The 25,237-nt window shown below is 50.0% G+C and carries 26 protein-coding genes and 1 tRNA gene; 17 read left to right on the top strand and 10 right to left on the bottom strand.

Translation table 11 applies throughout. From position 1 onward, the window contains the following. Genes GY634_RS09835 through GY634_RS09810 form a run of 7 tightly spaced genes read left to right on the top strand, consistent with a single transcriptional unit; the run spans position 1 to position 5,328 of the window. Positions 1-1,272, top strand: a complete 1,272-nt coding sequence (locus GY634_RS09835; RefSeq protein ID WP_166408424.1) for a TRAP transporter large permease subunit — start codon at positions 1-3, stop codon at positions 1,270-1,272. Positions 1,273-1,295: 23 nt separating this feature from the next. Beyond that, complete coding sequence (locus GY634_RS09830; protein ID WP_166408358.1) at positions 1,296-2,276, top strand: TRAP transporter substrate-binding protein; 981 nt, start codon at positions 1,296-1,298, stop codon at positions 2,274-2,276. 14 nt (positions 2,277-2,290) lie between these two features. Continuing rightward, positions 2,291-3,094, top strand: coding sequence for an alpha/beta fold hydrolase (locus GY634_RS09825; RefSeq protein WP_166408357.1), 804 nt, complete (start codon positions 2,291-2,293; stop codon positions 3,092-3,094). Continuing rightward, entirely contained in the window at positions 3,084-3,512 is a 429-nt protein-coding gene (locus GY634_RS17255) for a hypothetical protein (RefSeq protein ID WP_242683674.1), read from the top strand. The genes GY634_RS09825 and GY634_RS17255 overlap by 11 nt, the downstream gene beginning before the upstream one ends. Beyond that, positions 3,454-3,885, top strand: coding sequence for an aspartate dehydrogenase domain-containing protein (locus GY634_RS17250; protein WP_242683673.1), 432 nt, complete (start codon positions 3,454-3,456; stop codon positions 3,883-3,885). Before GY634_RS17255 ends, GY634_RS17250 begins: the two co-directional genes overlap by 59 nt. A gap of 9 nt (positions 3,886-3,894) precedes the next feature. Beyond that, positions 3,895-4,659 (top strand): SDR family oxidoreductase, encoded by a 765-nt coding sequence (locus tag GY634_RS09815; RefSeq protein ID WP_166408356.1) that lies wholly within the window; start codon positions 3,895-3,897, stop codon positions 4,657-4,659. Between the two features lie 33 nt (positions 4,660-4,692). Further along, entirely contained in the window at positions 4,693-5,328 is a 636-nt protein-coding gene (locus tag GY634_RS09810; RefSeq protein WP_242683672.1) for a TetR/AcrR family transcriptional regulator, read from the top strand. An 84-nt stretch (positions 5,329-5,412) separates the two neighbouring features. Here the strand turns inward: GY634_RS09810 and GY634_RS09805 are convergent, their stop codons facing one another. Then, complete coding sequence (locus GY634_RS09805; protein WP_242683671.1) at positions 5,413-6,183, bottom strand: AraC family transcriptional regulator; 771 nt, start codon at positions 6,181-6,183, stop codon at positions 5,413-5,415. Positions 6,184-6,277: 94 nt separating this feature from the next. Here GY634_RS09805 and GY634_RS09800 point away from each other — a divergent pair, with 94 nt between their 5' ends. Next, positions 6,278-7,186 carry a DMT family transporter gene (locus tag GY634_RS09800; RefSeq protein ID WP_166408355.1) on the top strand — a complete coding sequence of 303 codons (909 nt, stop codon included), beginning with the start codon at positions 6,278-6,280 and terminating at the stop codon, positions 7,184-7,186. A gap of 43 nt (positions 7,187-7,229) precedes the next feature. Here GY634_RS09800 and GY634_RS09795 read toward each other — a convergent pair. From GY634_RS09795 to GY634_RS09775, 5 genes are all read right to left on the bottom strand, one after another. After that, positions 7,230-7,305: transfer RNA gene (locus GY634_RS09795), tRNA-Asn, on the bottom strand. 47 nt (positions 7,306-7,352) lie between these two features. Then, positions 7,353-8,936, bottom strand: coding sequence for a DHA2 family efflux MFS transporter permease subunit (locus tag GY634_RS09790; RefSeq protein ID WP_166408354.1), 1,584 nt, complete (start codon positions 8,934-8,936; stop codon positions 7,353-7,355). Next, positions 8,933-10,102 carry an HlyD/EmrA/EmrK family protein gene (locus GY634_RS09785; RefSeq protein ID WP_166408353.1) on the bottom strand — a complete coding sequence of 390 codons (1,170 nt, stop codon included), beginning with the start codon at positions 10,100-10,102 and terminating at the stop codon, positions 8,933-8,935. The genes GY634_RS09790 and GY634_RS09785 overlap by 4 nt, the downstream gene beginning before the upstream one ends. A 30-nt stretch (positions 10,103-10,132) precedes the next feature. Further along, positions 10,133-11,521: an efflux transporter outer membrane subunit gene (locus tag GY634_RS09780; RefSeq protein ID WP_166408352.1), complete on the bottom strand. Its 1,389-nt coding sequence runs from the start codon at positions 11,519-11,521 to the stop codon at positions 10,133-10,135. 76 nt (positions 11,522-11,597) lie between these two features. Further along, positions 11,598-12,089, bottom strand: a complete 492-nt coding sequence (locus tag GY634_RS09775) for a MarR family winged helix-turn-helix transcriptional regulator (protein WP_166408351.1) — start codon at positions 12,087-12,089, stop codon at positions 11,598-11,600. Positions 12,090-12,199: 110 nt separating this feature from the next. Between GY634_RS09775 and GY634_RS09770 the strand changes: the two genes are divergently transcribed. Beyond that, positions 12,200-13,123: a DMT family transporter gene (locus GY634_RS09770; RefSeq protein ID WP_166408350.1), complete on the top strand. Its 924-nt coding sequence runs from the start codon at positions 12,200-12,202 to the stop codon at positions 13,121-13,123. An 8-nt stretch (positions 13,124-13,131) separates the two neighbouring features. Here GY634_RS09770 and GY634_RS09765 read toward each other — a convergent pair whose 3' ends face one another. Next, positions 13,132-13,509: a SirB2 family protein gene (locus tag GY634_RS09765; protein ID WP_166408349.1), complete on the bottom strand. Its 378-nt coding sequence runs from the start codon at positions 13,507-13,509 to the stop codon at positions 13,132-13,134. 202 nt (positions 13,510-13,711) lie between these two features. Between GY634_RS09765 and GY634_RS09760 the strand changes: the two genes are divergently transcribed. Both GY634_RS09760 and GY634_RS09755 read left to right on the top strand, forming a co-directional pair. Further along, positions 13,712-14,143, top strand: coding sequence for a YeeE/YedE family protein (locus GY634_RS09760; RefSeq protein ID WP_166408348.1), 432 nt, complete (start codon positions 13,712-13,714; stop codon positions 14,141-14,143). Between the two features lie 2 nt (positions 14,144-14,145). Next, positions 14,146-14,559, top strand: coding sequence for a DUF6691 family protein (locus GY634_RS09755; protein ID WP_242683669.1), 414 nt, complete (start codon positions 14,146-14,148; stop codon positions 14,557-14,559). 34 nt (positions 14,560-14,593) lie between these two features. Here GY634_RS09755 and cadR read toward each other — a convergent pair whose 3' ends face one another. Continuing rightward, entirely contained in the window at positions 14,594-15,025 is a 432-nt protein-coding gene (gene cadR, locus GY634_RS09750) for a Cd(II)/Pb(II)-responsive transcriptional regulator (RefSeq protein WP_166408347.1), read from the bottom strand. A gap of 93 nt (positions 15,026-15,118) precedes the next feature. On the opposite strand from cadR, the gene GY634_RS09745 reads away from it, so the two are divergent. Together GY634_RS09745 and GY634_RS09740 are read left to right on the top strand one after the other, a co-directional pair. Beyond that, on the top strand, positions 15,119-17,404 hold the full coding sequence (locus tag GY634_RS09745; protein ID WP_166408346.1) for a heavy metal translocating P-type ATPase: 2,286 nt from the start codon (positions 15,119-15,121) through the stop codon (positions 17,402-17,404). Positions 17,405-17,538: 134 nt separating this feature from the next. Further along, entirely contained in the window at positions 17,539-19,233 is a 1,695-nt protein-coding gene (locus GY634_RS09740) for a SulP family inorganic anion transporter (protein WP_166408345.1), read from the top strand. A gap of 574 nt (positions 19,234-19,807) precedes the next feature. On the opposite strand, the gene GY634_RS09735 is transcribed toward GY634_RS09740, so the two are convergent. Together GY634_RS09735 and glpK are read right to left on the bottom strand one after the other, a co-directional pair. Further along, positions 19,808-20,287, bottom strand: coding sequence for a TM2 domain-containing protein (locus GY634_RS09735; protein WP_166408344.1), 480 nt, complete (start codon positions 20,285-20,287; stop codon positions 19,808-19,810). Positions 20,288-20,301: 14 nt separating this feature from the next. Continuing rightward, positions 20,302-21,795, bottom strand: a complete 1,494-nt coding sequence (gene glpK / locus GY634_RS09730) for a glycerol kinase GlpK (RefSeq protein WP_166408343.1) — start codon at positions 21,793-21,795, stop codon at positions 20,302-20,304. Between the two features lie 517 nt (positions 21,796-22,312). On the opposite strand from glpK, the gene flhD reads away from it, so the two are divergent. From flhD to motB, 4 genes are all read left to right on the top strand, one after another. Further along, positions 22,313-22,633 (top strand): flagellar transcriptional regulator FlhD, encoded by a 321-nt coding sequence (gene flhD / locus GY634_RS09725; RefSeq protein WP_166408342.1) that lies wholly within the window; start codon positions 22,313-22,315, stop codon positions 22,631-22,633. 20 nt (positions 22,634-22,653) lie between these two features. Further along, positions 22,654-23,244, top strand: a complete 591-nt coding sequence (flhC, locus tag GY634_RS09720) for a flagellar transcriptional regulator FlhC (protein WP_166408341.1) — start codon at positions 22,654-22,656, stop codon at positions 23,242-23,244. 185 nt (positions 23,245-23,429) lie between these two features. Continuing rightward, positions 23,430-24,305 (top strand): flagellar motor stator protein MotA, encoded by an 876-nt coding sequence (motA, locus tag GY634_RS09715; protein ID WP_166408340.1) that lies wholly within the window; start codon positions 23,430-23,432, stop codon positions 24,303-24,305. 2 nt (positions 24,306-24,307) lie between these two features. Next, entirely contained in the window at positions 24,308-25,222 is a 915-nt protein-coding gene (motB, locus tag GY634_RS09710; protein ID WP_166408339.1) for a flagellar motor protein MotB, read from the top strand. Positions 25,223-25,237 lie beyond the last annotated feature (15 nt).

Genomic DNA, 25,237 nt, shown 5'->3' with positions numbered 1-25,237 from the left:
ATGGGGTTTGGAATTATTCTGCTGTTGGCGTTGTTTTTGCTTAGCGTCCCCGTGTCGTTGAGTTTGGGTATTGCCCCCATTCCGGCTGTATTGGAAAAAGGCTTGCCGCTGATTGTGTTGCCGCAAACTATTTTCGAGGCGATGGACTCATTTGCATTGATGGCCATTCCTTACTTTGTGTTGGCAGGCCGTTTGATGCAAAGCGGTGGCATTGCAAAGCGTTTGATTCATTTGGGTATGGCGCTTATTGGTTGGGTGAAAGGAGGTTTGGGGGCTGCAACGGTGCTCACCACGATGTTCTTTTCCACGATTAGCGGTTCGTCGTCGGCTACTACCGCAGCTATTGGTGGTGTGATGATTCCTGAAATGGAACGCAATCGTTACCCACGCCCTTTTTCGGCATCAGTCGTGGCAGCATCGGGTGAGCTGGGGGTGATTTTGCCACCGTCAGTGCCCATGATTGTGTACGCCATGTTGACGGGCACCTCTGTTGCGGACATGTTTTTCGCTGGGATTATTCCTGGGCTGATGATTGGTTTTTCCCTGATGCTGACCATCATTATTTGGTCATCCCTTAAGGGATACGGTGATACGCAGCGTGTGTCGTTTGGTGAGTGGTTTACCGGCGTAATGCGGGCCTTACGTGCAGCGTTTTTATCGTTGATGCTGCCTGTGCTTATTTTGGGTGGAATCTACGGTGGTGCGTTTACGGCGACTGAAGCGGCTGTGATGGCGGTGGCTTACGCCTTTGTAGTGGGTACCTTTATCTACAAAGAAATTAGCCTAAAAGAGTTGCCAGCCATTTTGTGGGAATCCGCTATTACATCCGCCATTGTGATGTTGATTGTGGGGTTTGCAGCGGTGTTTGCGTATGCATTATCGCTTTATCAAGTACCTCAGTACATTGCGTCATCCATTTTGGCTATTTCTGATAACCCCTATGTGTTCTTGCTGATTGTGAACATTGCGTTATTGGTGATTGGCCTGTTTATGGAAACCTTTGCTGCCATTTTGATTCTGGCTCCTGTGTTGGCTCCTGTTGCTGTCAGCCTAGGTATTGATCCAGTGCATTTTGGTTTGATTGTGATCGTGAACTTGGCGGTAGGGATGGTGACTCCACCGGTTGGCGTGAACTTGTTCTTGGTTTGTGGAATTGCCAAGGTATCAATGGAAAAATTGATGCGGCCACTGTCAGTATTTCTTGGCGTCTTGTTTATTAATCTACTGCTGATTACTTACGGACCTTTGTTATTAAAAGCATGGTTCAACTAACAATAAAGTTTGGAGACTGTAGCATGAAGAAAATCGTTAAGTTTGTAGCTGGGGTATCCCTGCTGGCGGCCGCTTTGGGTGTTAGTGCAAAGCCTATAGAAATTAATATTGGCCATGCATTAAGTGAAAACAGCTCTTATCAGGTGGCAGCCGAGCACTTTGCCAAGTTGATGAATGAGAAAACCAATGGTGAGGTCACGGTAAAGATTTTCCCGTCTGGCACCTTGGGCGGAGAGCTAAAGCTGGTACAGGGGTTGCGTACCGGTGTGGTGGATGCCTCCATTATGGGGCAGCCATCATTAGAAAATACCGTGCGTGAATACCGTATTTTGTCCTTGCCGTACTTGTTTAATAACTACGAAGAAGCCAACACCATTATGCAAGGACCTGTAGGGGATAACTTGCTGCAAGAGCTGGATAAATACGGCATGGTGGGGCTGGGCTGGGGAGCTATTTACGCGCGTAGCATGGCGTCGATGAAGCCTGTCAACACAGTAGAGGATATGGGTCACCTAAAAGTACGTGTGATTCAGTCACCCGGCTATGTAGAAGCTTATAAATCGTTGGGTTCACAGCCTACACCTACAGCCTATGCTGAACTGTTCTTGGCATTGCAAAACGGCGTGGTGGATGCTGCTGAGTTAAGCCCTGATCAAACTGTGGGCGATGGTTTTTCCGAAACCATTAAGCACTACGCCGTAACAGAAGTGCACCAGTTGCCTAGCTTGTTCATTATGTCCAAAGCGAAGTATGCGGGTTACCCAGAAGAGGTGCAGCAAGCCATTAAAGAGTCGGCACAGTCTGCTATGGAAGTAGCGCTGCAGTATCAGGACCAAAAAATGGCCGATGCATTTACCACGATGGAAGCGAAGGGTATTACGATTACGCGCCCTGACCTGGCGGCGTTTAAAGAAAAAGCACGTGCTGGCTGGCCACGCATTATGCAAGGCTCGCCCGGTGGTGAAGAGTTCTTGCGTCAGATCGAAGAAGCACGTCAGCAGTAATAGGAACGGTAGCCATGACGTCTTACTTTATGTCGAATGTGGATGGTGCAACCTTAGCGTTTGAGCGTGAGGGGGAAGGCACAGCAGTTCTGCTCATGAGTGGTTTAGGTGGCAGTGCGGCATTTTGGAAAGGCGTCAGCGCTACGCTGACAGCCCAAGGCTATCAGGTGATCCGCATGGATCAACGGGGTATTGGTCAGTCTGAGCGTGGTACGGCTGCCGTGAGCATTGCTCAGTTAGCCGACGATTTTCATCAGTTATTACAACATTGCGGGGTAGAGCGGGCGCATGTAGTGGGCCACTCTACCGGCGGTTGCATTGCACAGCAGTTGGCCTTTGATCAGCCAGAAAAAGTGCGCTCACTGGTATTGGGGGCGACATGGGCTGGGCCTAATGCGTATATGCAGCAGTTGTTTGCGCTACGGGCGCAGCTATTGCGTCTAGACCCGCAGTGTTACGAGCAGCAAGGCGTGTATTTATCGTATCCCGCAGAATGGATATGGGAACACGACGCCTTAGTAGCAGCAGGGAAAAAGTGGGAATCACAGCATATTCAAACCGTGCAGGAACGCATTGCAGCGCTATTGCAGTTTGATGGCAGAGATCAAGCAGCGGCCTTGTCTGTACCGAGTTTGATTTTAAGTGCCGAAGACGATGCCGTGGTACCGCATGCATTACAACAAGAGCTGAAGACTCTACTTGCAGGTTCTGTCTTAACCCAGTGGGTACGGGGCGGACATTTTTTTCCTATCACCTTGTCACATAGTTATAACGATACTTTATTGAGTTGGTTCTCGAGGTTTACACATGATAAATAGCGTTGCGTTTATCGGCTTCGGTGCGATAGGCCAAGATGTTTTTAAAACATTGCAGCCTTTGTTTAACGTACACCAAACGAAGTTGCTGGTACTTAGACGACCAGATCCGCTTCAGGTGGATTTACCTGAAGGCGTCATTGAGTGTGCGTCGCTAGATGAGTTGCTGGCGTTTAAGCCGCAGTTGATCATCGAAGCGGCGGCGCAGGCGGCCGTGAGCGCGTATATACCTACGTGTTTGACCTTAGGTATTTCGGTGGTGATTACCTCTATAGGTGCCTTAACCGATGCCGACTTGGTGGACGAGCTAATTCATGTAGCCGAGCTACACGGGTCACAAATACTGCTGCCTTCTGGTGCTATTGGCGGGTTGGTTATTTCAATCTGTACGCCATGCGCCCGACTTACAGGTGGTGTATGAGTCGCGTAAGCCCGTGGCGGCATGGTTGCCAGAGTTAGCCGAATTGAACATAGCGGCGGAAACGGTTACGGAAGACTTGCTGTTGTTTGAGGGGAATGCGGCTGAGGCAGCGCAACGTTATCCCAAAAACCTAAACGTTGCGGCAACCTTGGCGTTGGCAGGCGTGGGAATGCAGAAAACCAAAGTCAAAGTGGTGGTTGATCCTACGCTTACCCAAAATCAGCACGTGATACAGATTACTAGCCAGTTTGGCAGTATGCGTTTGGTGCTGAGTAATACTCCTTCGCCTTCTAATCCCAAGTCCTCATGGGTGGTGGCGCAAAGTATTGCCAGCGTGGTGCAGCGTGAGTTTTCTGTGATGAAAGTACGCTAGGAGTAGGCGATGAAATTGCAGCATAAAGTCGCTGTCATCACTGGGGCGGCATCAGGTATAGGTGCTGCCACTGCACAGCTTTTCGCCGCTGAAGGGGCGAGTGTGGTGGTGGCCGATAAGGACGAAGCCGCCGCACAACAAGTGGCTCAAGCATTGCCTGTTCGTGCGGGATCCTATGCAGTGGCGATGCCCGTAGACGTGGCGGACTCCAGTTCTGTGCAGCAGCTACTGCACAGCACGCATGAGCAGTTCGGGCGTGTGGATGTGTTGGTGAACAATGCAGGTTTTGGGCTGGCAAGCACCGTAGAGCACACCTCAGAGGAAGACTGGGCACGGATCATGCGGGTGAATGTGGATGGTGTGTTCTTCGGGTGTAAATACGCTATCCCGCTAATGCGTGAACAAGGGGGCGGGGTTATTGTGAATACCGCTTCGGTGGCAGGGCTAGTAGGCTTGCGAGATAGGGCGGCGTATTGTGCGTCCAAAGGTGCTGTGATTGCGCTAACGCGTGCCATGGCATTGGATCATGCGGCAGAGAATATTCGGATTAATTGTGTGGCGCCAGGCACAGTACAATCGCCGTACTTTACTGATATGCTCGCCAAAGCAGATGATCCACAAGCCTTGTTGCAACAGCTTTCTGCAAGGCAACCGGTGATGCGTTTGGGACAACCCGAAGAAATTGCCAAGGCGATTTTGTTTTTGGCGTCAGCGGATTCGTCCTTTAGTATCGGGTCGGTATTGGTGGCTGACGGTGGTTTAACTGCAGCGTAATGTATGTTGATAGGGATTGGTTAATTTATAGGCATGAAAAAAGACTTGAACGAAATGCTTTCCATGAAAGAGCGCATCAAACAAGAGGCTACGCGTATGCTGATCGCGCACGGAAGTGCGGGTTTTAGGTTTCAGCAGATTGCCGAAGAGCTTGGTTGCACGCGTGGTAATGTGCATTATCACTATCGCCATAAACACCAACTTATAGAGGAAGTGACGGTAGAGTACTGCCAACGTACGATAGGGCATTTTGATCAAATTTGGCTGTCAGAGAACGATTTAAGCGAAAAAATACAGCAAAGTATGCAATTTAATCGTTCGCGCTATTTGATATTCAATCCTTCTGGTAATACGGCGCATCCGTGGAGTTTGATTGCGCGTATGCGTTCTGAACGCGATCAAATTACCCCGTTGGCGCGTGAGGCGGTCACGCGCTACACCAAAGAGTTACAGGCTTCGGTGTTTTCGGGCATGCATCAGGCGGTGGCGCGCGGCGAGTTGTGTGCAGATACACCCGTAGAAACGGTGTCGCTATTGTTGGTGGAAATCGCCAACAGTGCAGACCCCATTACCCGTGATGCAGGTACGTTCCAACGTCTGCAAATGATGTACGAAGCCTTTGAGCGTTTGCTGCGTGACGCGTACGGACGAAAACCCAGTTTACCGTAGGCCATAGGTAGGTCTATGCAGGTGTAGCAAAGCCCGGTGCGTGTGAACGTAACTGGGCTTTTTGCATGGCGCAGTACGCGAACATTATTGGTAGAAGGCCGACGGGGTTATTCCAAAGTGCCGTTTAAACATGGCGGTGTAAGCGCTTTGGCTGTTGTAGCCGTGCTCTAACGCCACTTGCACAATAGGTGTGCCTTTTGCCAAGCTTTCCAGTGAAAGCAGTAGGCGTGCTAACTGACGCCATTGTCCAAAAGTAATGCCAGTGTGATGCCTAAAGTGGCGATGAAAGGTTTTGGTGCTCATGGCTAGTTTCTCTGCCCATTGTTCAGCGGTGGTGGTGGAGTCTGGTTGTTGGGCGACATGCTCGCAGACACGTTTTAGGCGTTTGTCATTAGGCCACGGTAGATAAAAGGGCAAAATGGGCAGGGTTTGCAGCTCATCGAGTATCAGGCGCATTAGGCGGCCATCACGGCTGTCTATATCGTAATCAAGAGGGATCTGAGACGCCTCTAGCATCAGCTCACGAAGTAGGGGTGAGACATTGAGTACGCAGTCCTTATCCGGCAGATTAGGGGCGGCATCTGGGTCTATAAACAGGGTGCGCATACTAACGGCACCACTCATGCGCACAGAGTGCTTTACGTCGGCCAGTAACCATACGCCACGCGTAGGTGGTACTACCCAACGGCCATCGCTGGTTTCCACCACCATCACGCCCTTAGTAGCATAAAGAAATTGCGACCGCGTATGCGCATGCGCAGCAATAACGTGGGCGTGCGGGTATTCCACGGCTAAACCTGTGATGGGTCTAGCAGCCGTTTCGGAGGGAAGGTGTACTAAAGGGTCTACGCTCACAATGTCTTTTTTGCGATAACGGATGCCTCATTATCTTAATACAGTCTTTGCGGCTTGCAGCACTATAAGATTTTTTTCTGTGCAGAGAACGAGCATGCGATTTTTGTTGTTTCCCTTTTTAGCCATTGCGATTTGGGCGGGCAATGTGGTGGTGTCGAAAATGGCGTCGGGGGCCATTTCGCCATTGGCGATTACCTTCTATAGGTTGGCGCTAGCGATCAGCATTATGAGTGTGTTTATCGCGGCCCCCGCGTGGAAAAATCGTGCTGTGATTAAGCAGTATTGGCCTAAGTTGATGTTTCTGGGCTTTCTCAGTATGGCGTTTTACCAGTGTTTGTCGTACTGGGCGGCCGACACGTCTACTGCCACCAATATGGCCATTATTACGGCCTTAACGCCGTTGTTAACCATGTTGGTCAGTTCGCTGGTGTTAAGGGAGTATCCCACGATAGGGATGGTGTTAGGTGGTGGTATAGCGCTGTGGGGAACGGCGTATTTAATTAGTGGTGGTGCGCCGTTGGAACTGATTAAAGGTAATTACCGTTTGGGTGATGTGTTGATGCTAACCGCCGCATTAAGCTATGCGTTTTATAGCGTGTTATTACGTAAGTGGAAAATAGCGGTGCCGGCATGGCAGTCTACGTATATGCAAGCTATCTCGGCCTTGGTGTTTATGCTTCCTCTGTTTTTGTGGGTACCTACCGGGCAAGCCGTATTAGATGCTTCCACAGTGCCGCTTATTTTGTATGCCGGTATCTTAGCCTCTGTGGTGCTGCCTTTCTTTTGGATTAAAGGTATAGAGCATTTGGGGCCAAATCGTTGCAGTGTGTTTATGAACTTATTGCCAGTCATGACCGCAGGGCTAGCGATTGTGCTGCTGGATGAGCAGCTTAAAACCTATCACCTGCTGGGTGGCGGTATTGCTTTGTTAGGGGTGTTTATTGCCCAAACGTGGCGCGGTAGAATTTTTCACCGTACTTCCGCGCGAGTAGTAGGACGCTAAAAAGAAAAAAGCCCAACTAAAAAATAGTTGGGCTTTTTAAATTTGGCTCCCCGAGCAGGGCTCGAACCTGCGACCTGCGGATTAACAGTCCGTCGCTCTACCGACTGAGCTATCAGGGAATAGAAAGTAACTATAGCATCTGTTTCAGATATTATGCAAGTGTTTTTTAATGTGCATCCGCTGGAGGTTTGGGACTATCGGCACTAGGTTTGATGGGTTTCGCAATCCAGACCAAGCCCAAGAGTAAGAGGAAGATCACGGACGATGCTAAGAATATATCCGTGACCGACATGGTATGCGCTTGTTGCTCAATAATGCGGTTCACCATTTCGGCCCCTTGTTGCTGTGTAAAGCCCTGATTACGCACGGTTTGCATCACATAATCAAATGCAGGTTCACCTGGTCTAGCTATTTCGGTAAGGTGGGCATGATGCATGCTGGCACGGTCATCCCACGCGGTGGTGGTAATAGACGTACCAAAAGCACCTGCCAATAAACGCGCAAAGTTAGACAAGCCCGCAGCCCCTGGTACGCGTTCTGGGGCTAAGCCTGACAAGGTAATGGTGGTGAGTGGAATAAAGAATGTCGCCATGGCAGCCCCTTGAATAAAGGTGGGCAGCATGATGGACAAGATATCCACATCGGTATTGAAGCGTGAACGTATGTAGCTGGTCAGCGAGAACACCAGAAAAGCGAAGGTGGCTAATACCCTAGGATCGTGTTTACCCAGTAGTTTGCCAACAATAGGGGAAAGCACGATGGCTAAAATCCCTACTGGTGCTAATGCGATCCCCGCCCAGGTGGCGGTATAGCCCATGGTGCTTTGCAGCCATAGCGGCATCAGCACGACGGAACCAAAAAATACACCGTAGGCAATGGATACCGACAGTACGCCTGCTGTGAAGTTACGTTCTTTAAACAGCGTTAAATCCACAATAGGGTGTTTGGCCGTGAGCTCCCAAATCAGGAAGTACACAAAGGCGACAACCGTAACCACCGCTAAAATCACAATAAAGGGGCTAGCAAACCAATCTAGCTCTTTACCTTTGTCCAGTAAGATCTGTAGCGCACCTACCCAAACAATTAGCAGGGCTAGGCCTATGGTGTCGATAGGCAGTTCACGGCGTCTGGATTCGCGCTCATTGTAGATTTGCCATGCCGCCCAGCCGGCTAACAAGCCAATGGGAACGTTGATATAGAAAATCCACGGCCATGTGTAGTTATCGGAAATCCAGCCCCCAAGCAGTGGGCCAGCAATAGGCCCCACCAAAATGGTCATCGACCACATGGCAAGGGCAAAACCCGCCTTATCGCGGGGGTAGCTCCCCAGCATCAAGGCTTGAGATAACGGGATCATAGGGCCAGCGACGGCGCCTTGTAATACCCTGAACAATACTAGCGATTCTAATGACCAGGCAAAACCGCACAGCCACGAGGTTAGTACAAACAGCAGCACAGATAAGGTGAACAAGCGCACTTGGCCAAAGCGCTGGGTAAGCCACCCGGTCAGTGGCACGGTAATAGCATTCGCCACCGCGAAGGAGGTAATGACCCATGTGCCTTGCGTGCTACTCACCCCCAAATCGCCCGCGATGGTCGGAATAGACACGTTGGCGATAGAGGAGTCCAGCACGTTCATGAACACGGCTGCAGACAAGGCGATGGTACCCATTACCCGCGCACGGCCTTGCAGTGGCGGGTAGATGATGGGGCCTTCTGCCGGTTTTTGCTCTAGTGTGGCGTCACTCATGATGCAAGATTGGCCTGAATGATCTCAGCGATGCGCTGCTCAACGGCTTGGTTAGCCTGTTGGTAAATATCGGTGCTCAAGTGGGGGGCACCGGCACTGAGGGTTTGCGGTTCGCTGTCTAGGTCAACAGTGACGTGCATGGATAAACCAATGCGCAGCGGGTGTTCTTGTAGCTCTTTAGGGTCTAGGCGGATACGTACTGGCAAGCGTTGCACAACCTTAATCCAGTTGCCGCTAGCATTTTGCGCAGGTAGTAAGGAGAAGGCGCTACCCGTACCCGCGGCTAGGTTTTCAACCACACCGTGATATTGCACAGAAGAACCGTAGAAGTCAGCGTTCAAGACCACTTTCTGACCAGCGCGCATGTCTTTGAGTTGGTTCTCTTTGAAGTTGGCTTCCACCCACAACTGATCCAACGGAACGACTGACATTAAGGTGGTGCCAGCCGCTATATGTTGGCCTACTTGTACAGAGCGTTGTGCCACCATGCCACTAGCCGGAGCATCTACACGAGTACGGGTAGTGGCTAACCACGCGTTGCGGAAGTTGTCGGCGGCTAACTGTACGTCAGGATGGTTTTCTACCGTGGTGCCCGCTGTTAACGCGAGGTTGGTGTTTAAACGGGCTTTGGCTGCTTGTACTGCTGCTTCTGCTTTGTTTAAGGCGCTACGTGCTGTTTTAACGGTAGCTTCAGCGTGCAGGATTTCTTCCCCGCTTACTCCACCAATTTTGCGCAAGCTTTGGCGACGTTTTAAGTCGTTTTCCGCTTTTTCAAGCGTGACTTTTGCTTGGCGAGCTTCGGCCTCTTGTACTTGTACGTCGGCAGCTAAGGCATCGTTTTGTGCAAATACTGTGCGTGTTTTACGTACGCTTTGCGCCAACTGTGCTTCGGCTTGCTGCATGGCGATGTTTACGTCAGTAGGGTCTAGCTCTATCAGTGCAGCGCCTTGTTCCACCATATCCGTATCGTCGGCCAAAATGGCTTGTACTGTTCCGGGCTGTCTAGCGGATATTTGCACCATGTTGCCATGTACGTAGGCGTCTTCAGTGGTTTCGGTATTACCAGCCAGAAAGAGTGCCCACACGGCATAAGCAATTCCTATCAGGACAAAAACCGTGGTGATGCCGGTTAGCAAGCGTTTACGTTGCGAAGATTGTGTAGTCATGATTGTTTGTATGTGGAGAATAGGGCGGAATTACTCTGCTTGAAAACCACCACCTAGCGCTGTCGCTAGTTGGGCATCCAGATTAAAGGCTTGCACACGAAGATCGGTGGTCAGTAGCGCTTGTTGAGTAACCGTGTTTTGGGCAAGCAGTACTTGCACATAGTCACCTAAGCCAGACTTATAGCGTTCCACAGCAATGTCTCTGGCCAACGCGATGGCATCGTAGGCCTGTTGCTGTTGCTGCTGTCTAGCTTGTAGGGTGTGGATGGCGCTAATCGCGTCAGCCACTTCCCGCACGCTATCGATGACGCGTTGGTTATAGGTGGCGATGGCTTCGTCGGTTTCCGCTTGGCGTGCATGCAATTGGGCATTTAACGCACCGCCATGGAAAATGGGTAGGCTGATCGCCGGGCCCACGCCATACACGCCGCTGTCACCGTGCAATAAGTTGTCGGCACCTAACGATAAAAATCCAGCAAAGGCGTTTAGATTGATATTGGGAAAGAAGTCCGCCTTGGCGGCATCAATCTTGGACTGGCTGGCTTCAATTGCGAGCTTGGCAACCAAAATGTCAGGGCGTCTGCCTAAGAGTTCCATAGGAATCTGGGTGGGCAGCAGTTGGGCGGGTAAGGCCAAACTGACAGCGGTTAATTGCTCACCAGCGCTAGGGCCAAAACCCATTAGGCTTGCGATTTGGTTACGCAAGAGTTGGGCATTGCCTTCAGCCTGTAATTGTTGGGCGCGGGTGCTAGCCAGCGATGATCTAGCCTGCTGCAGTTCTACCTCGGTATCCAAGCCAGCGTTAATGCGTTGCTCGGTAATGGTGAGGATTTCTTGATACTGCTGCTCCAATGTCTTCAGCATGCTGGCTTGCGCCAAGGCATTCTGTAAATTGAAGTAGCTTTGCGTGACGGCGCTAATTAAGGCATTACGTGCTACCTGAATGTCTGCCGAGGCAGCGTCTTGCTGTGAGAGCGCGCTGGCATACAACGCACGATTTTTACCCCAAATATCCAAATCAAAGCCTACGTTTAACCGTAGTGAATTATCGGTATACATGGAGCCTGCGTAGGGGGCAGGGGTGGAGTAGCGCTCAGAGTAGCGTTGGCGCGTGAGGCTGTAGTTCGCATCCACTTGTGGTAACTGCACCGCGCGGGCGTTGCCCACCAAGGCTTGGGCTTTGCGTAAGCGAGCCTCGACGATTTGTAAGCTAGGGCTTTGTTGTAGCGCTTGTTCTATTACCTGATTGAGCTGCGGGTCGTGATAGCGTAACCACCATTGATCTTCAGGCCAGCTTATCTGGCTGGATTGTAGACCAAGGGCAGCACCTTCCACTTGGGAGAGAGGTAAGGGCTGCGTATCTATCGCGGCGCAACCACTTAGAAGGGCAGCAAGTAACAGAGGATAAATTCGCTTCATTCTTACATTTAGCTTAAACATGCTGACTAAGCGCTTACTGCTTAGGCAGTTATCTGTGGAAAAAAATTGTAGCGGTTTAGGATTCGGAGGAATAGGAAAGCAAAGCCGCCTCACCGTTCTCGCGTAAGCGATCCAGAAAAGAGAGCAATTGATAAATTTCAGTGTTGCTAAACCCTGCTAAGTGCACATTCAGGGCTTCAGCAATTTCAGGCAAAATTTTGCCGGATACCTCGTGACCTTCAGGGGTAAGGCTCAGCAATACCACGCGTCTATCTTGTTCGCAGCGTTGGCGCGACAACAGGCCTTTAGCTTCTAGTCTGTCTAGGGTGCGCGTCATCGCTCCTGTGTCCATACCCATTTTTTTGGCAAGACCTGCAGGTGTATTAATGTGCTCGTGATAGCGCAGGGTAACCAGAGGGCGCCATTGCATGGCAGTGAGTCCCAAGTGCGCAATGCGCAACGCAATCACCGCATGTATGGAACCCAATACATGTTTGGTGAGCAGCCCCAGATTGGCCTGTGTTTTCAGAACATCCGTTCCTTCTTTGTAGAAAGAGGATTTTGTCATGGTGTCGCGTATAGGTAGCAAAGCCAGCAAAAAATTGCGTGAAGAATGCATTGTATGGTGTACTTTTCTGCCTAGGCAATCTTTTTTACATCTTTAGCATCAAACCCCTCATGCATACTGAAGCTCGCGCCGCGTTGCGCTCTAACTCACTGTATACCGGGCTGTTACTGGCAGGCTTGGGTTCAATTTTGTTTTCGGCCAAAGCCATTGTGGCAAAGCTGACGTATCAGTATGGCGTTAACGCATTGACCGTGTTGGGCTTTAGGATGCTATTGGCGTTGCCAGTATTTTTGATGATTGCCTATTGGCAAATGCGCAAAGTCAAAGCGGGGCAGCTTAAACCCCTAACGTTAAAGCAAATGTTTGAGCTGCTGATTTTGGGTTTTCTGGGCTATTACTTGGCAAGTTTGCTGGATTTCATGGGCTTAGAGCGCATTTCAGCAAGCTTGGAACGACTCATCCTATTCTTGTCCCCCACCTTTGTTTTATTACTGTCAGCGGTGTTTTTGCGTAAAAAAATACTGCCCAAGCAATGGTTAGCATTGGCTTTGTCGTACTTGGGGGTAGGGCTAGTGTTTGTGCAGGACTTATCCTTTTCAGGGGATGACGTGCTGTTGGGCTCGTTGTTTGTACTCGGATCGGCCCTGTCTTACTCTATTTATTTGATTGCATCTGGTGAGCTAATCAAAAATATAGGCTCTACGCGCTTGGTGGCTTATGCCATGAGTATTTCAGCGGTGTACACCCTGATTCATCTGATTGCAGCCCAGGGGTGGAGTGTATTGGTGCAGCCTGCGCCTGTGTATGGGCTATCGGTATTGCATGCGGTATTTCACACCGTGCTACCTACCTTTATGACCATGTGGGCAGTAGAGCGTATTGGTGCACCCATGAGTGCCCAGATGGGGTTGGTTGGGCCCGTCTCCGTGCTGTTTTTGGCCAGCTGGTTCTTAGACGAGCCCATTACCGTGATGCAAATTTTAGGAACAGTATTTGTATTGGGTGGTGCCTTGGTCTTGGGTAAAAAACGCTAAGTACGCGTTTAGATAAACCATGACGCTGGGCTGCGATATAGCGCTACGCCAACGATATACATGAAGATTAGCACCGCAATCACCGCTGCAATGGCACGGGTTTGCGGTGTACGGCCACGTTTAATGGCATAGGTTCCCACAATAATATAAGCCACTAACAAAACGATTTTGGTGTACAGCCATGGGGCAGCAGCGGCAGCTCCTAACATACCCGCCATGCCCAACCCACAGGCCAGAAGCACAGTATCAATGACATGCGGTGCAATGCGTACAAATTTCTTTTGTAGTAGGGCTGAGCCTGTGACCGACCACCATGCGCGAATCATAAAAAAACAGATGCTGAGTACGGCAGCCGTGACATGAGAGTGTTTAAGGGCTAAATACATGAAAGTCCTGTTTTAAAAGCAATAAGTGGGCTCAGTATAGGGCACGTGTCAGCGCTTTGCGCAGCAAACCCTTATAGTCTTACTGCCCACTGTACATGGTTCGGATTTTGAAATATAAAAATATAATATATAATTATATATAGTGTTGTATGGCGTAGTCGTGTGGATACTGCTTTCATGGCAGTGCAAGTAAGGAAGAGTGATGACAATTAACTGGGATGCGTTTACCCCTTGGACATCATTGGCAGGCGGGCTGCTAATAGGATTAGCCGTTAGTCTGTTGTTATTAGTAAATGGACGGATTTTAGGGGTTAGTGGGATTTTAGCAGGGTTGTGTAAAGCACCGCGTATGTCGTGGCGCTGGTGGTTTGTAGCAGGGGTGGTGATTTCTCCATGGTTGTATACCTTGGTGGGTGGTGCTGTACCTCAGCCATCTGAGCAGTCCATTGTGGGCATCGTTATAGCCGGTCTGCTGGTGGGTATAGGTACACGTTTAGGTTCGGGCTGTACCAGTGGCCATGGTGTGTGTGGCTTAGCGCGGCTGTCTACTCGCTCGCTAGTGGCTACCGTACTTTTTATTGTGACAGGTGGTGCAACCGTTTATGTGTTGCGTCATGTAGTAGGAGGGCTGTAATCATGGCGGCAGTCAGTGCGTTATTAGCCGGTTTGTTGTTTGGTTTAGGGCTGATGCTGTCCGGCATGGGGCAACCTACCAAAGTACAAAATTTCTTGGATTTCTTTGGGCAGTGGGACCCTTCACTGGCATTCGTGATGGTGGGAGCTATTGCCGTGGCATGGTGGCCGTTTAGGGTGGCAAAACGAAGCTCGCAGCCTCCCATGGGGGCTGTCTCGTTTGAGCTACCTACTAACAAGAAAGTGGATACACGCTTGCTTAGCGGTGCGGCGTTGTTTGGTATAGGTTGGGGATTAGCAGGTTATTGCCCTGGGCCTGCTTTGGTGTCGTTCAGCGCGTTGATCTCTACTGCATGGTGGTTTGTGCCAGCCATGCTGGTAGGGATGTGGGTAAGCGATAAGGCATTTGGCAAATAACGTCTACACAGCCTATGCAAAGCCGTTGTGGCGATTAGCCTAAATGGCTTTGCGAGCTGCGCTCTTCTAGTGGCAATTTGCTGAGATTTTCTAAAATACCGCAATCACTAACATGCCCAGGGTGCTGGCATTGCAGGTACAGATCGCGCAACTGTTTTTCCAATGATTGCAGTTCTTGTATACGTATAGTGACGTGCTGCAAGTGTTCTTGTATTAGGTCATTGATGGGGCTGCAGTCGGGGGTGGGTTCAGCCGAGCTGTAATCCAACAGAGCACGTATTTCTTCGTGCGTCATATCTAAGCTGCGGCAATTGCGTATGAAGCGCAGTTGCTCCACATGCTGCTCTGTATAGCGTCTGTAATTATTGTCACCGCGCACAGGTGGCGGCAGTAAACCTATACGTTCGTAATACCGTATGGTTTCGGTGCCGCAACGCGCCAATTGTGCTAATTCACCAATTTTCATGAAGTTTTCATCCTAACGATGCGTGGGGGCTTGACCTTAAAGCCACTACAAGGTGTGTACTACCTAAAACACTGTGATAAAGAGGTTTTGTGTATGACAAACGCTACGCATGAACATAGTCATGATCATAACCACGATCATGACCATAGCCATGATGATGGGCACACCCATGATCATAAGGATACCGCATCTGCGCAACCCGCATCGTGCTGCACTCCTGCTGATTTAACAGCTTCTGCTGTACAGCGCTTCGCAGGGGCTGGTGAAAATCAGCAACAGACTATCTTGCGTATTGAGCAAATGGACTGCCCTAACGAAGAGGCGTTGTTGCGTAAAGCGCTAACACCGCGTGGTGAGGTAGTGGGGTTGGAATTTAACCTTATGCAGCGCCAACTAAGCGTTGTGCATCAAACTGGTTTTCGTGATGCGTTGATTCAAATCGTGTCGCGCTTGGGTATGAGCCCAGAGCTGCTGGAAAACAAAGGTGCAGCCTTATCGGCTAAACCTGCATCCACCAAAAAAACGTGGTTGGCGGCATGGGGGCGTATCAGCGCCGGTGTGGGCTTAGCCTTGGCAGCAGAAATTGCTGCGTGGTTATCCGCACCTTTCTGGTTGGTAGTGATAATGTCCATTGGCGCGATCTTGCTGTCAGGGCTAAGCGTGTATCGCAAGGGCTGGATCGCTATTCGCTACCTAGATCTCAACATTAATGCGTTGATGAGTATCGCTGTTACCGGTGCAGTGCTGTTGGGTGAATGGCCTGAGGCGGCGATGGTAATGTCGCTGTTTAGTTTGGCCGAACTCATTGAGGCACGGTCGCTGGATAAAGCGCGTCAAGCGGTAGATAGCTTATTAGCCTTGGCGCCAGAAACCGTAGAAGTATGGGATGACGATAAAGGCTGGGTGTCTGCGCACCCCGCAGAGGTAGCCATGAACACGCTGGTTCGTGTCGTGCCAGGTGGGCGCTTGGGGCTAGACGGTATAGTAGAAAGCGGTCAGTCAGCGGTGAATCAAGCCTCTATTACAGGGGAAAGCTTGCCCGTTAGTAAAAGTACTGGCGATAGTGTGTTTGCTGGTACGGTAAATGGTATGGGTGAACTGCAATATCGCGTGTCTTCTGCCTATGATCAAAGTCTGCTCGCACGTATTACCTATGCGGTGCAGGATGCTCAGCAGAACAAAGCGCCAGTACAGCGTTTTGTAGATAAATTCTCGCGTATTTACACCCCTATAGTGGTGCTGTTTGCGCTTGCTATTGCCGTGATCCCGCCATTGTTTATGGGTGGAGTATGGGCAGATTGGTTATACCGTGCATTGGTTCTGTTGGTGATTGCGTGCCCGTGTGCCTTGGTGATCTCTACGCCTGTAGCGGTGGTCAGTGCGTTAACGCATGCCGCGCGACAAGGTCTGTTGGTGAAAGGTGGCGCATATCTGGAAAAACTGCGTCAAGTGCGTAACTTGATGGTGGATAAAACCGGTACGCTAACCGAAGGTAAACCAGCCTTACGTGACCACTTTATTCGAGAAGACGCCGAACCCAGCACCACCTTGGCAGTTGCGCATGCGTTGGCGAGTTTGTCTGATCACCCTGCATCGCAAGCGTTGGCCGAAGCAAAGTTGTCGGATCAACGTGTAGCCATGGTAGGTTTTGAGGCTATACCGGGTAAAGGAGTGAAGGCGGCATTGGTGGATACTACCTATAGTTTGGGTAGCCGTGCCTGGGCTGAAGCGTTGGGTGCAAGCGAAAGCTCGGATGCGTTACAAACGTGGGAGCAGCGTTGGCAGTCTGAAGGTGCAAGTTTTGTATTCTTGTTTGACGGTAAACAAATCGTCGCAGCGTTTGCGATCAGCGACCCGGTGAAAGAAGGGGCTAAAGCCGCACTGAGTGACTTGCGCCAATTGGGTGTGAATGTGTACCTTGCCTCGGGCGATAACCCCTATGCAGTAGGTTCGGTTGCTAAGTCGTTGGGGATCACTGACTACAAAGCAGAAATGCTGCCCGAGCAAAAACTGGAGTGGTTGCAGCAATTACAGCAACACGCACCTACAGCCATGGTGGGGGATGGTATTAATGATGCCCCTGCGTTGGCCAAGGCCGATGTGGGTTTTGCGATGGGGGCCATGGGTTCTGATATCGCCATCGAAACCGCGGACATCGCCATCTTGAATGATGACTTGGCGAAGTTACCAGCAAGCTGGAAGCTGTCTCAAGAACTGCATGTGGTGTTGGTGCAAAACATTAGTGCCGCCTTGTTAATCAAAGCCGTGTTCTTGTGTTTGGCTTTGTTTGGTAGCGCCGCCATGTGGATGGCTGTGTTAGCAGACGTAGGGGCAAGTTTATTGGTGATTATGAATAGCTTGCGTATCTTAAAGAAGTAAACATAGCCGCATAAAAAAGCCGCTGTATCGCAGGATGGTCCTGTGGTACAGCGGCTTTTTGTGTATTGGAGCATGGCATATTATGATAGAGCGATGCATATGCTCACGTTGATTCTTAGTTCTGAGGTTCATACATGATTGCCATTTTAGAAGCCAAACGGGCCGGTTTGCTGGAACGTAAACATTGGTTGCCCAACATCGTGGCGGGGATCATTGTGGGGATCGTGGCACTGCCATTAGCCATGGCATTTGCTATCGCTTCAGGTGTGAAGCCGGAGCAAGGCATTTATACCGCTATCATTGCGGGTTTAGCCGTGTCGTTGTTTGGCGGCAGCCGTGTACAGATTGCGGGGCCCACCGGTGCATTTATCGTGATCTTGTCGGGGGTGGTGGCTCAACACGGTATTGATGGTTTGCAGATCGCCACCTTAATGGCCGGTGTGATGCTGTTGATACTTGGCTTTACGCGCATGGGGGCGGTTATTAAATTTATCCCCGCCCCGGTGATCGTTGGGTTTACGGCGGGTATAGGGATCATTATTTGGGTAGGGCAATGGAAAGACTTTTTTGGCTTGCCCACGCCAGACTCTAACGCCATGTTTCATGAGCAGCTTTGGTTTTTACTACAAAGCCTGCCGTCACTAAGCCTCACCACAACGCTGTTGGCATTGTTATCGTTATTTTTGGTTATTATCACGCCGCGCATCAAACGCATGGAGCGGGTGCCAGGGCCATTGGTAGCGCTGATTGTAGCCAGCCTAATACAAGCTATTTTTCAATTTGAATCGGTGGCGACCATCGGGTCGGCATTTGGTGAAATACCGCGAGGACTACCCGGTTTTCAACTACCCGAAATCACTCTTAATAGAGTGTTGGATTTAGTAGGGCCAGCCTTTGCGATTGCCATGCTGGGGGCGATTGAGTCGCTGCTGTCTGCTGTCGTGGCTGACAACATGAGCCATACGCGACATAACTCTAACCAAGAACTGGTGGGGCAAGGCATAGCAAACGTGTTAGCGCCGTTGTTTGGCGGTATTGCCGCAACCGGCGCCATTGCGCGTACCGCCACCAATATCCGTAACGGGGGTACTAGTCCTATTGCGGGTATTGTGCACGTGCTGGTGCTGGTCTTAGTGCTACTAGTATTGGCACCTTTGGCGGTTTATATCCCCTTAGCCAGTTTGGCAGCGATTCTGTTTATGGTCGCGTGGAACATGAGCCAACCTAAAACAGTGTACGCAATAGTGCGCGAAGCGCCTTGGGCTGATGTGTTTATTTTGGTGGTGACACTGCTGATTACGGTATTTGCCAACTTGGTGGTAGCGGTAAATATTGGTGTGGTATTGGCTATGCTGCACTTCTTGAAGCGCATGTCGGATAGCGTTTCGGTAGAGAAAATCGAGAAAAAACGCTTGAATGGTTTGGTAGCGCCCGAGTTTCTTTCTTTGTACGACAGCGATGAAGAAATCAAAGTGTTGTCGGTAGAGGGGCCGTTTTTCTATGCCGGCGTGGATGTATTTGAGCGACGCATCGAAAACTTAAAACCAATACCTAAGGTGTTGGTGCTGCGTATGCGTTACGTGCCATTTATGGATGGCACGGCGTTGCAGGTACTAGAGAAAACAATTCTTGATCTGCAGCAGGCTGATTGCAGGGTGGTGATGTCAGAGCTTAATCCGCATTTACGTAGGCAGGTGGCGAGGGCGGGGCTACTGCGTAAGGTACGTCAGCAATTGCTGTTTGAAACGGTAGAGCAGGCGTTGCAGGCGGCTCATGAAACGCTGCGGGAGAAAGAGAAGGCTAGTGCCGGGGAGGTTGCGGCTGGCTAACGTTTGTAGGTTGTATTCATCGCACATGCTTGAGGGACTGCGGAACAACTTTTTGTGATTTGAGACACCAAATCAAAAAAGTTTTCCTCCGCCTCCTCCGAAGTATCGCAATTTCTAGGTTTACCGCCCTTTCTTAAGCGTCATACGGTTTTATTCGTGATGTGGGTTAACGATGAGTGGGCTTTTACTCGTCATACTGGTTCACGATAACGGCTGTATCCATCGCACGCGCTGGGGAGCTGCAGAAGAATTTTTTGTGATTTGAGACACCAAATCAAAAAAATTTTCTCTCCGCCCCCCTGAGTATGTAGCTATTGGAAGGTTTACAGCCCTTTCTGTGCAGAAGTATGCACACCTACAGAAATCATCTGCCTAAAAACCTCTGCAAGCGACGAGCAAAAGGCGGATGGAAGTGTTTTTTTATTTGGTGTCTCAAATAAAAAAACACTTTCGCAGCCTTAGGCTCATGCAGCCCAGTCATGAGTATGTGGGCTTTGAACTCATTGCATCCGTTGAGAGCCTAGCCTTAGGCTGCAGTCACTAATGGTTGATCAGTAGGCTTGCTCTCTCTAGCCTACGACACACGTCGCGAGTAGCGTAATGCAAAGCCTTGATCCGTCATGCTGAAGTAGCGAATAGCATCCATCCAGCCCAGCAGTACCGCTAGCGGTGGGTAGATCGCACACAGCAATATATACAGTATCCCACTACCGTATTTACCGAGATAGAAACGGTGTACCCCTAGCCAGCCCAAAAAGAAGGCCAGTAAAATAGCTGTTTTGCGTTGTGAGGGCTGCTGTTCGCCTTTTTCTTTGTCGCGACGGCTTAACCAGTAATAGGCTGGTACGGTCAAGATGACGGCCAGTACTACTTTAAAGGGTTGGGCGCTGACATAGTTGGCGGTCAGTACATACAGGTCATTGATGTTCTGTACTAAGGAACCAGTTAGCCAACTGATCCAGCTAAAAAATGAGGCCAGTATGCTTTCGCCAAAACTTAGTGCAAGTAAGATCAGTAGAAATAGGGCGATGGCTACAAGGATTTTCTGAAGCATAAGTTGTCTATGTGTTAGAGGGTGCGTGTACGTCGTACCGCGCGTTCCCAGTGTTCAAAGCGTTGAGCCCGTTCATCTGCCGTTGTGCGGGGGGAGAAGCGTCTGTCTATACGCCAGTGCTGACTTAGCTCTGCGTGTGAGCTAAACAAGCCACAGCCCAGTCCTGCTAGGTAGGCTGCACCCAGTGCTGTGGTTTCAATCATGGCGGGGCGTACCACGTCAATGCCTAGCAAGTCAGCCTGTAATTGCATCAACATATTGTTGCTGCAAGCGCCACCATCTACGCGCAATTCTTTTAGCACAATAGCATTTTTTTGGGCATCGTGAAGCATCGCTTGTAAGAGGGCAGTGCTTTGAAATGCAATGCTTTCTAGTGCGGCATAGGCTATATGCGCCATCGATGTATTACGTGTTAAACCTGTGATACTGCCACGGGCATCGGGGTCCCAGTAGGGAGCACCTAAGCCAGTGAAGGCAGGTACAAGAATGACACCATCGGAATCTGATACGGTTGCCGCTAAGGCCTCCACTTCGTGGCTGGCAGAAATGGCTTTAAGCCCATCACGTAGCCATTGCACGACGGCTCCCCCTATAAAAACGCTACCTTCTAAGGCGTATTGAGGGGACTTGGCTGTGGGTTGTGCGGCGCTGGTACACAGCAAGCCGTGCTCTGAGCTCAATGCGTGGTGGCCGGTATGCATCAACATAAAGCAACCTGTGCCGTAGGTGTTTTTTACCATTCCTTCGTCAAAGCAAGCTTGGCCAAATAGAGCGGCCTGCTGGTCACCGGCTACGCCACGTATAGGAATAGCTGCGCCAAATAAGGAAGGGGTGGTATGCCCAAAGTCGTCGCACGAGGCGCGTACGGTGGGTAATACGGCGTGGGGAATGCCAAACAGCGTGAGTAACTCACTGTCCCATTCTTGGGTATGGATATTAAACAGCAGGGTGCGAGAGGCATTGCTTACATCACAGAGGTGTTGTTGGCCGCTAGTCAGCTTCCACATTAACCAACTATCTACCGTGCCAAAAGCCAGCTCTCCCTTCTGAGCGCGTTGTAATGCACCTGGTATGTGCTCCAGTATCCAGCGCAGTTTGGTTGCCGAGAAGTAAGGGTCTAACCGCAACCCAGTTTTGGCGGTGACAAAGGTTTCGTGACCGGCATCAATTAATTGTTGGCATAAGGGCTGGGTACGTCTGTCTTGCCACACGATGGCAGGGTGTATAGGTTCGCCGGTTTGTTTATCCCACACTAGGGTGGTTTCGCGTTGGTTGGCAATGCCTATGGCAGACAGTTGTGAGGCCGCAATACCACTTTCTTTTAGGACTTGTGTGGCGGTGGCCAGCTGTGATGCCCAAATGTCGTGTGGATCGTGCTCTACCCACCCTGATTGGGGAAAGTGCTGGGCAAACTCTTGTTGAGCTTGGGCAATGCAACGGCCCTCTCTATCAAACAGAAGGCTACGAGAGCTAGAGGTGCCTTGATCAAGGGCCAGTATATAAGTCATGGTCAAGAGGGTGCCGCTTCTTGATAAAAGGGTCTTTATCATACGGCTGCTCTGGTTTTTGTGCCATGAGAGCGTATAGGGCGGGTGAGGGCGATCAACAAATAGAGCAGGGCAGCCTAAAAACGCATATGAGATGTGTCTTCATGCATGGAGTACATGAATAGATGTAACAAAATTATGCGAAAACAATGGTTTCTATAGTGATTGCATGTAATGTTATGTTGCTTTTATTACATCAAAATGTAAATTTACTGACATTGTTTGATCTTTGTCATGCTTTACAGGGGCTCGTAAGTAGGAGTTTTGTTTGGCTTCTGTTAATATTCGTTAAGACTTATACGTAAATCGCATAATACAAAGCTCAATTATTATTCTTTTGTGTATAAATTCCGAAAAAATACAATTTTCTGTATGCTTTGATTGTTTTTGTTTCGGTTTATGAATTTTTGTTACGTTTCTACATGTGTTATTTTTGTGTTAGAAATGTGTCATTTGTGGTTTTTGCAAGGAAGGCGCCATGTCCGTCACGGAAAACACGTTGTTAAGCGATATTCAGGAAGTAAATCTGTCTTATCTCATGCTGGCACAGCGCCTCTTGCGTGAAAATTTTGCTGCGGGCATGTACAGATTGGGTTTTGATGCTGATGTGGCTGAAACCGTGCTGCGCTTGTCTCCTGCTCAACTGGTCAAGCTGTCTGCTTCCAACACATTGCTGTGTGCATTCAGACTGAATGACTACGAGTTGTTGTCTACCCTGACTCAAGATGTATTGGGTGGCGTGTTGCAGCAGGCGCACTCCACAATTTTGCTGTCCCAGCGCACAATGGTTAGCGCCTAACGTTTTTCAGGTAGTGGTGTATGGCTACGCGTAGTGTTGCTAAAGAAGCTGAAGACATCAGCCTAGCAACAGAAATGATTAAGTTGGGGGCTAGGCTGCAGGTGTTGCAGGCAGAAACCTCCTTAAGTTACGACCGTTTGGCGAGGCTGTACCGGGAAGTTCGGGGTTGCTCTCCACCCAAAGGTATGTTGCCGTTCTCTGTAGACTGGTTCATGACCTGGTTGCCGAACATACATTCCAGTATGTTTTACAGTGTTTACCGCTATATGGATGAGGTAACACCTGCCCGTAAGGCGCAGGCTTTAGTAGAAAGCTATCGCATCTATCTTGAGCAGGCCAATGCAGGCCGTGATGGCATAGATCCCGACGAAGAACCTGTGCTGAGCTTTACACGAGCATGGATGCTGCTGCGTTTTTTTGAAAGCGGCATGGTGCAGTTGTCGTCGTGCGAGCAATGTGCCGGACAGTTTGTGGCGCATGCGCATGACCCGTCGGCAGGCTTTGTGTGTGCGATTTGCAGACCGCCACCACGCGCTGGCAAGACACAAGCGAAACGTGCTCGTAAAACAACGGCGACTAAAAGCGCCACCAAACAAACAGCATCACTCTAAGCGACAGAACCTAAGCGCTTTCTCATTGCCATGAGAAGGCGCTTTTTGCGTGGCTAAGTACAGGTTTTTGAAATGTTTACTGTGCTGAATGGATGAAATGCCCATAAAAAACCCGTCTTAAAGGCGCTTTCCCTAGCGAGGATTAAGGCGATCATAAGAGGGATACACTAATTTAAAGGCGTACCGTGTTCATACTGCTTGGCTATCTTATTGTCTTTTTCTCAGTATTCGGCAGCTATGTGGCGCTGGGTGGGCATCTTGGGGCCCTCTACCAGCCATTTGAGTTGTTACTGATTGGTGGGGCTGCATTAGGCTCTTATATTGCAGCGGGGAGCGGCAAATCTTTCAAGCTGATGATGGGGGCTATCCCAACAGCGATGAAGCGTACACCCTATAGCAAAGCGTTGTACATGGAGCTAATGGGGCTGCTGTATGTATTGCTGAATAAAGCTCGTCGTGATGGTCTGATGTCCATCGAGGGTGACATCGAAGACCCTACTCAAAGTGCTATTTTTACTGCCTACCCTTCGGTGATGAAGGAAAAAGAACTGATTGTGTTTGTGTCGGATTACATGCGACTCATGATCAGCGGCAATATGAGTTCGTTTGAAATCGAAACCTTGATGGACCAAGAGATCGAAGCTTTTATCGCCGAACGTAATACCCCCGGTAGAGCCATGCATGTGGTGGCAGATGCGTTGCCAGCCTTTGGTATTGTGGCGGCGGTGTTGGGGGTAATTAAAGCACTTGCTTCCGTTGATCAGCCTCCTGCCGTGTTGGCTGATTTAATTTCTAAAGCGATGGTAGGGACTTTCCTAGGTATTTTGATGGCCTACGGTTTTGTGTCGCCATTTGCGAGCGTGATCGAACGTCGTACCGAAGCAGCAGCCAAAGTGCTGGAGTGCATCAAAGTGACATTGCTGGCGAATTTGAACGGTTACCCTCCACAACTAGCGGTAGAGTTTGGCCGTAAAGTGCTGTACGCCACCGATAGACCATCATTTGCCGAGCTGGAAGACCACGTGCGTCAGTCTCGCAGTACTGCGAATAAACAAGGCTGATCATGAGTGCGTCTAGGCCAGACCGTATTGTTGTACGGCGCAAGAAAGTTGTTGAGTCTCAGCACCATGGCGGAAGTTGGAAAATTGCTTATGCCGACTTCGTGACGGCCATGATGGCATTTTTCTTGGTGATGTGGATTTTGTCGCTGATTCCCCGTGAAGAGCTGCAAACCATTGCTGAGTATTTTCGTATGCCATTAGCTGAAGCGGTGTCGGGAGGGATGCGCTCGGATGCCTCTCGTTCTGTCATTCCGGGTGGCAATCCTAGTGTGATTCCTAGTGTGATGCCGCTAAATGGGGCGGACCCCGATAGCCATCGTCGCGATATAGAACGCTTAGAAGACTTACGTGAAGAGCTGCTGGATGTGATTGATAGCGATTCGATCTTGAATGAGTTCAAGGATCAATTGCTGATAGACATGACGCCAGACGGCTTGCGCATCCAAATTATCGACAAACAAAATCGCCCCATGTTTATGTTGGGTAGCGCAACGGTAGAGCCGTATATGCGCAGTATTTTGCGTGCGTTAAGTAGCCCATTAAACGCACTGCCTAACCGTATACAGGTGGCCGGTCATACAGACTCCTTCCAATATGCGCGTGGTGAGCGCGAGTACTCCAACTGGGAGCTCTCGGCAGACCGCGCCAATGCAGCCAGACGCGAGTTGGTGGCAGGTGGTTTGGGCGAGTCAAAAATCAAACAAATGCTAGGTTTGGCCGACACTATTAGTTTAGTTAAAGATAATCCCGCAGCAGCCGTAAATCGACGTATCAGTATTGTCGTATTGAACCAGAGAGCAGAACAACGGTTGGACGCTCAGAATCAGTACGAAGACGTAGGACACGATCTGCAAAGCTTGATCAAAGCTGGCGAAACTATGGTGCCAGAAATTGCAGGTCCGTTTTACGACCCCTGATGTAGATCAATCAGT

The organism is Paenalcaligenes suwonensis (genome assembly GCF_011290505.1).
Taxonomy (GTDB): domain Bacteria; phylum Pseudomonadota; class Gammaproteobacteria; order Burkholderiales; family Burkholderiaceae_B; genus Paenalcaligenes; species Paenalcaligenes suwonensis.
Note: the sequence above shows the minus strand (reverse complement) of the source record. Positions and strands in the feature narration are given on the sequence as shown.

Coding starts and splice junctions, on each gene's coding strand:
- flhC (WP_166408341.1), top strand. CDS start 22,654: ATGGCTACGCGTAGTGTTGCTAAAGAAGCTGAAGACATCAGCCTAGCA.
- GY634_RS09830 (WP_166408358.1), top strand. CDS start 1,296: ATGAAGAAAATCGTTAAGTTTGTAGCTGGGGTATCCCTGCTGGCGGCC.
- GY634_RS09835 (WP_166408424.1), top strand. CDS start 1: ATGGGGTTTGGAATTATTCTGCTGTTGGCGTTGTTTTTGCTTAGCGTC.
- GY634_RS09815 (WP_166408356.1), top strand. CDS start 3,895: ATGAAATTGCAGCATAAAGTCGCTGTCATCACTGGGGCGGCATCAGGT.
- GY634_RS09765 (WP_166408349.1), bottom strand. CDS start 13,509: ATGTATTTAGCCCTTAAACACTCTCATGTCACGGCTGCCGTACTCAGC.
- flhD (WP_166408342.1), top strand. CDS start 22,313: ATGTCCGTCACGGAAAACACGTTGTTAAGCGATATTCAGGAAGTAAAT.
- GY634_RS09825 (WP_166408357.1), top strand. CDS start 2,291: ATGACGTCTTACTTTATGTCGAATGTGGATGGTGCAACCTTAGCGTTT.
- GY634_RS09800 (WP_166408355.1), top strand. CDS start 6,278: ATGCGATTTTTGTTGTTTCCCTTTTTAGCCATTGCGATTTGGGCGGGC.
- GY634_RS09790 (WP_166408354.1), bottom strand. CDS start 8,936: ATGAGTGACGCCACACTAGAGCAAAAACCGGCAGAAGGCCCCATCATC.
- GY634_RS09780 (WP_166408352.1), bottom strand. CDS start 11,521: ATGAAGCGAATTTATCCTCTGTTACTTGCTGCCCTTCTAAGTGGTTGC.
- GY634_RS09735 (WP_166408344.1), bottom strand. CDS start 20,287: ATGCTTCAGAAAATCCTTGTAGCCATCGCCCTATTTCTACTGATCTTA.
- GY634_RS09740 (WP_166408345.1), top strand. CDS start 17,539: ATGATTGCCATTTTAGAAGCCAAACGGGCCGGTTTGCTGGAACGTAAA.
- cadR (WP_166408347.1), bottom strand. CDS start 15,025: ATGAAAATTGGTGAATTAGCACAATTGGCGCGTTGCGGCACCGAAACC.
- GY634_RS09755 (WP_242683669.1), top strand. CDS start 14,146: ATGGCGGCAGTCAGTGCGTTATTAGCCGGTTTGTTGTTTGGTTTAGGG.
- GY634_RS09745 (WP_166408346.1), top strand. CDS start 15,119: ATGACAAACGCTACGCATGAACATAGTCATGATCATAACCACGATCAT.
- motB (WP_166408339.1), top strand. CDS start 24,308: ATGAGTGCGTCTAGGCCAGACCGTATTGTTGTACGGCGCAAGAAAGTT.
- GY634_RS09775 (WP_166408351.1), bottom strand. CDS start 12,089: ATGACAAAATCCTCTTTCTACAAAGAAGGAACGGATGTTCTGAAAACA.
- GY634_RS09770 (WP_166408350.1), top strand. CDS start 12,200: ATGCATACTGAAGCTCGCGCCGCGTTGCGCTCTAACTCACTGTATACC.
- GY634_RS09785 (WP_166408353.1), bottom strand. CDS start 10,102: ATGACTACACAATCTTCGCAACGTAAACGCTTGCTAACCGGCATCACC.
- GY634_RS17255 (WP_242683674.1), top strand. CDS start 3,084: ATGATAAATAGCGTTGCGTTTATCGGCTTCGGTGCGATAGGCCAAGAT.
- glpK (WP_166408343.1), bottom strand. CDS start 21,795: ATGACTTATATACTGGCCCTTGATCAAGGCACCTCTAGCTCTCGTAGC.
- GY634_RS09810 (WP_242683672.1), top strand. CDS start 4,693: ATGAAAAAAGACTTGAACGAAATGCTTTCCATGAAAGAGCGCATCAAA.
- GY634_RS09760 (WP_166408348.1), top strand. CDS start 13,712: ATGACAATTAACTGGGATGCGTTTACCCCTTGGACATCATTGGCAGGC.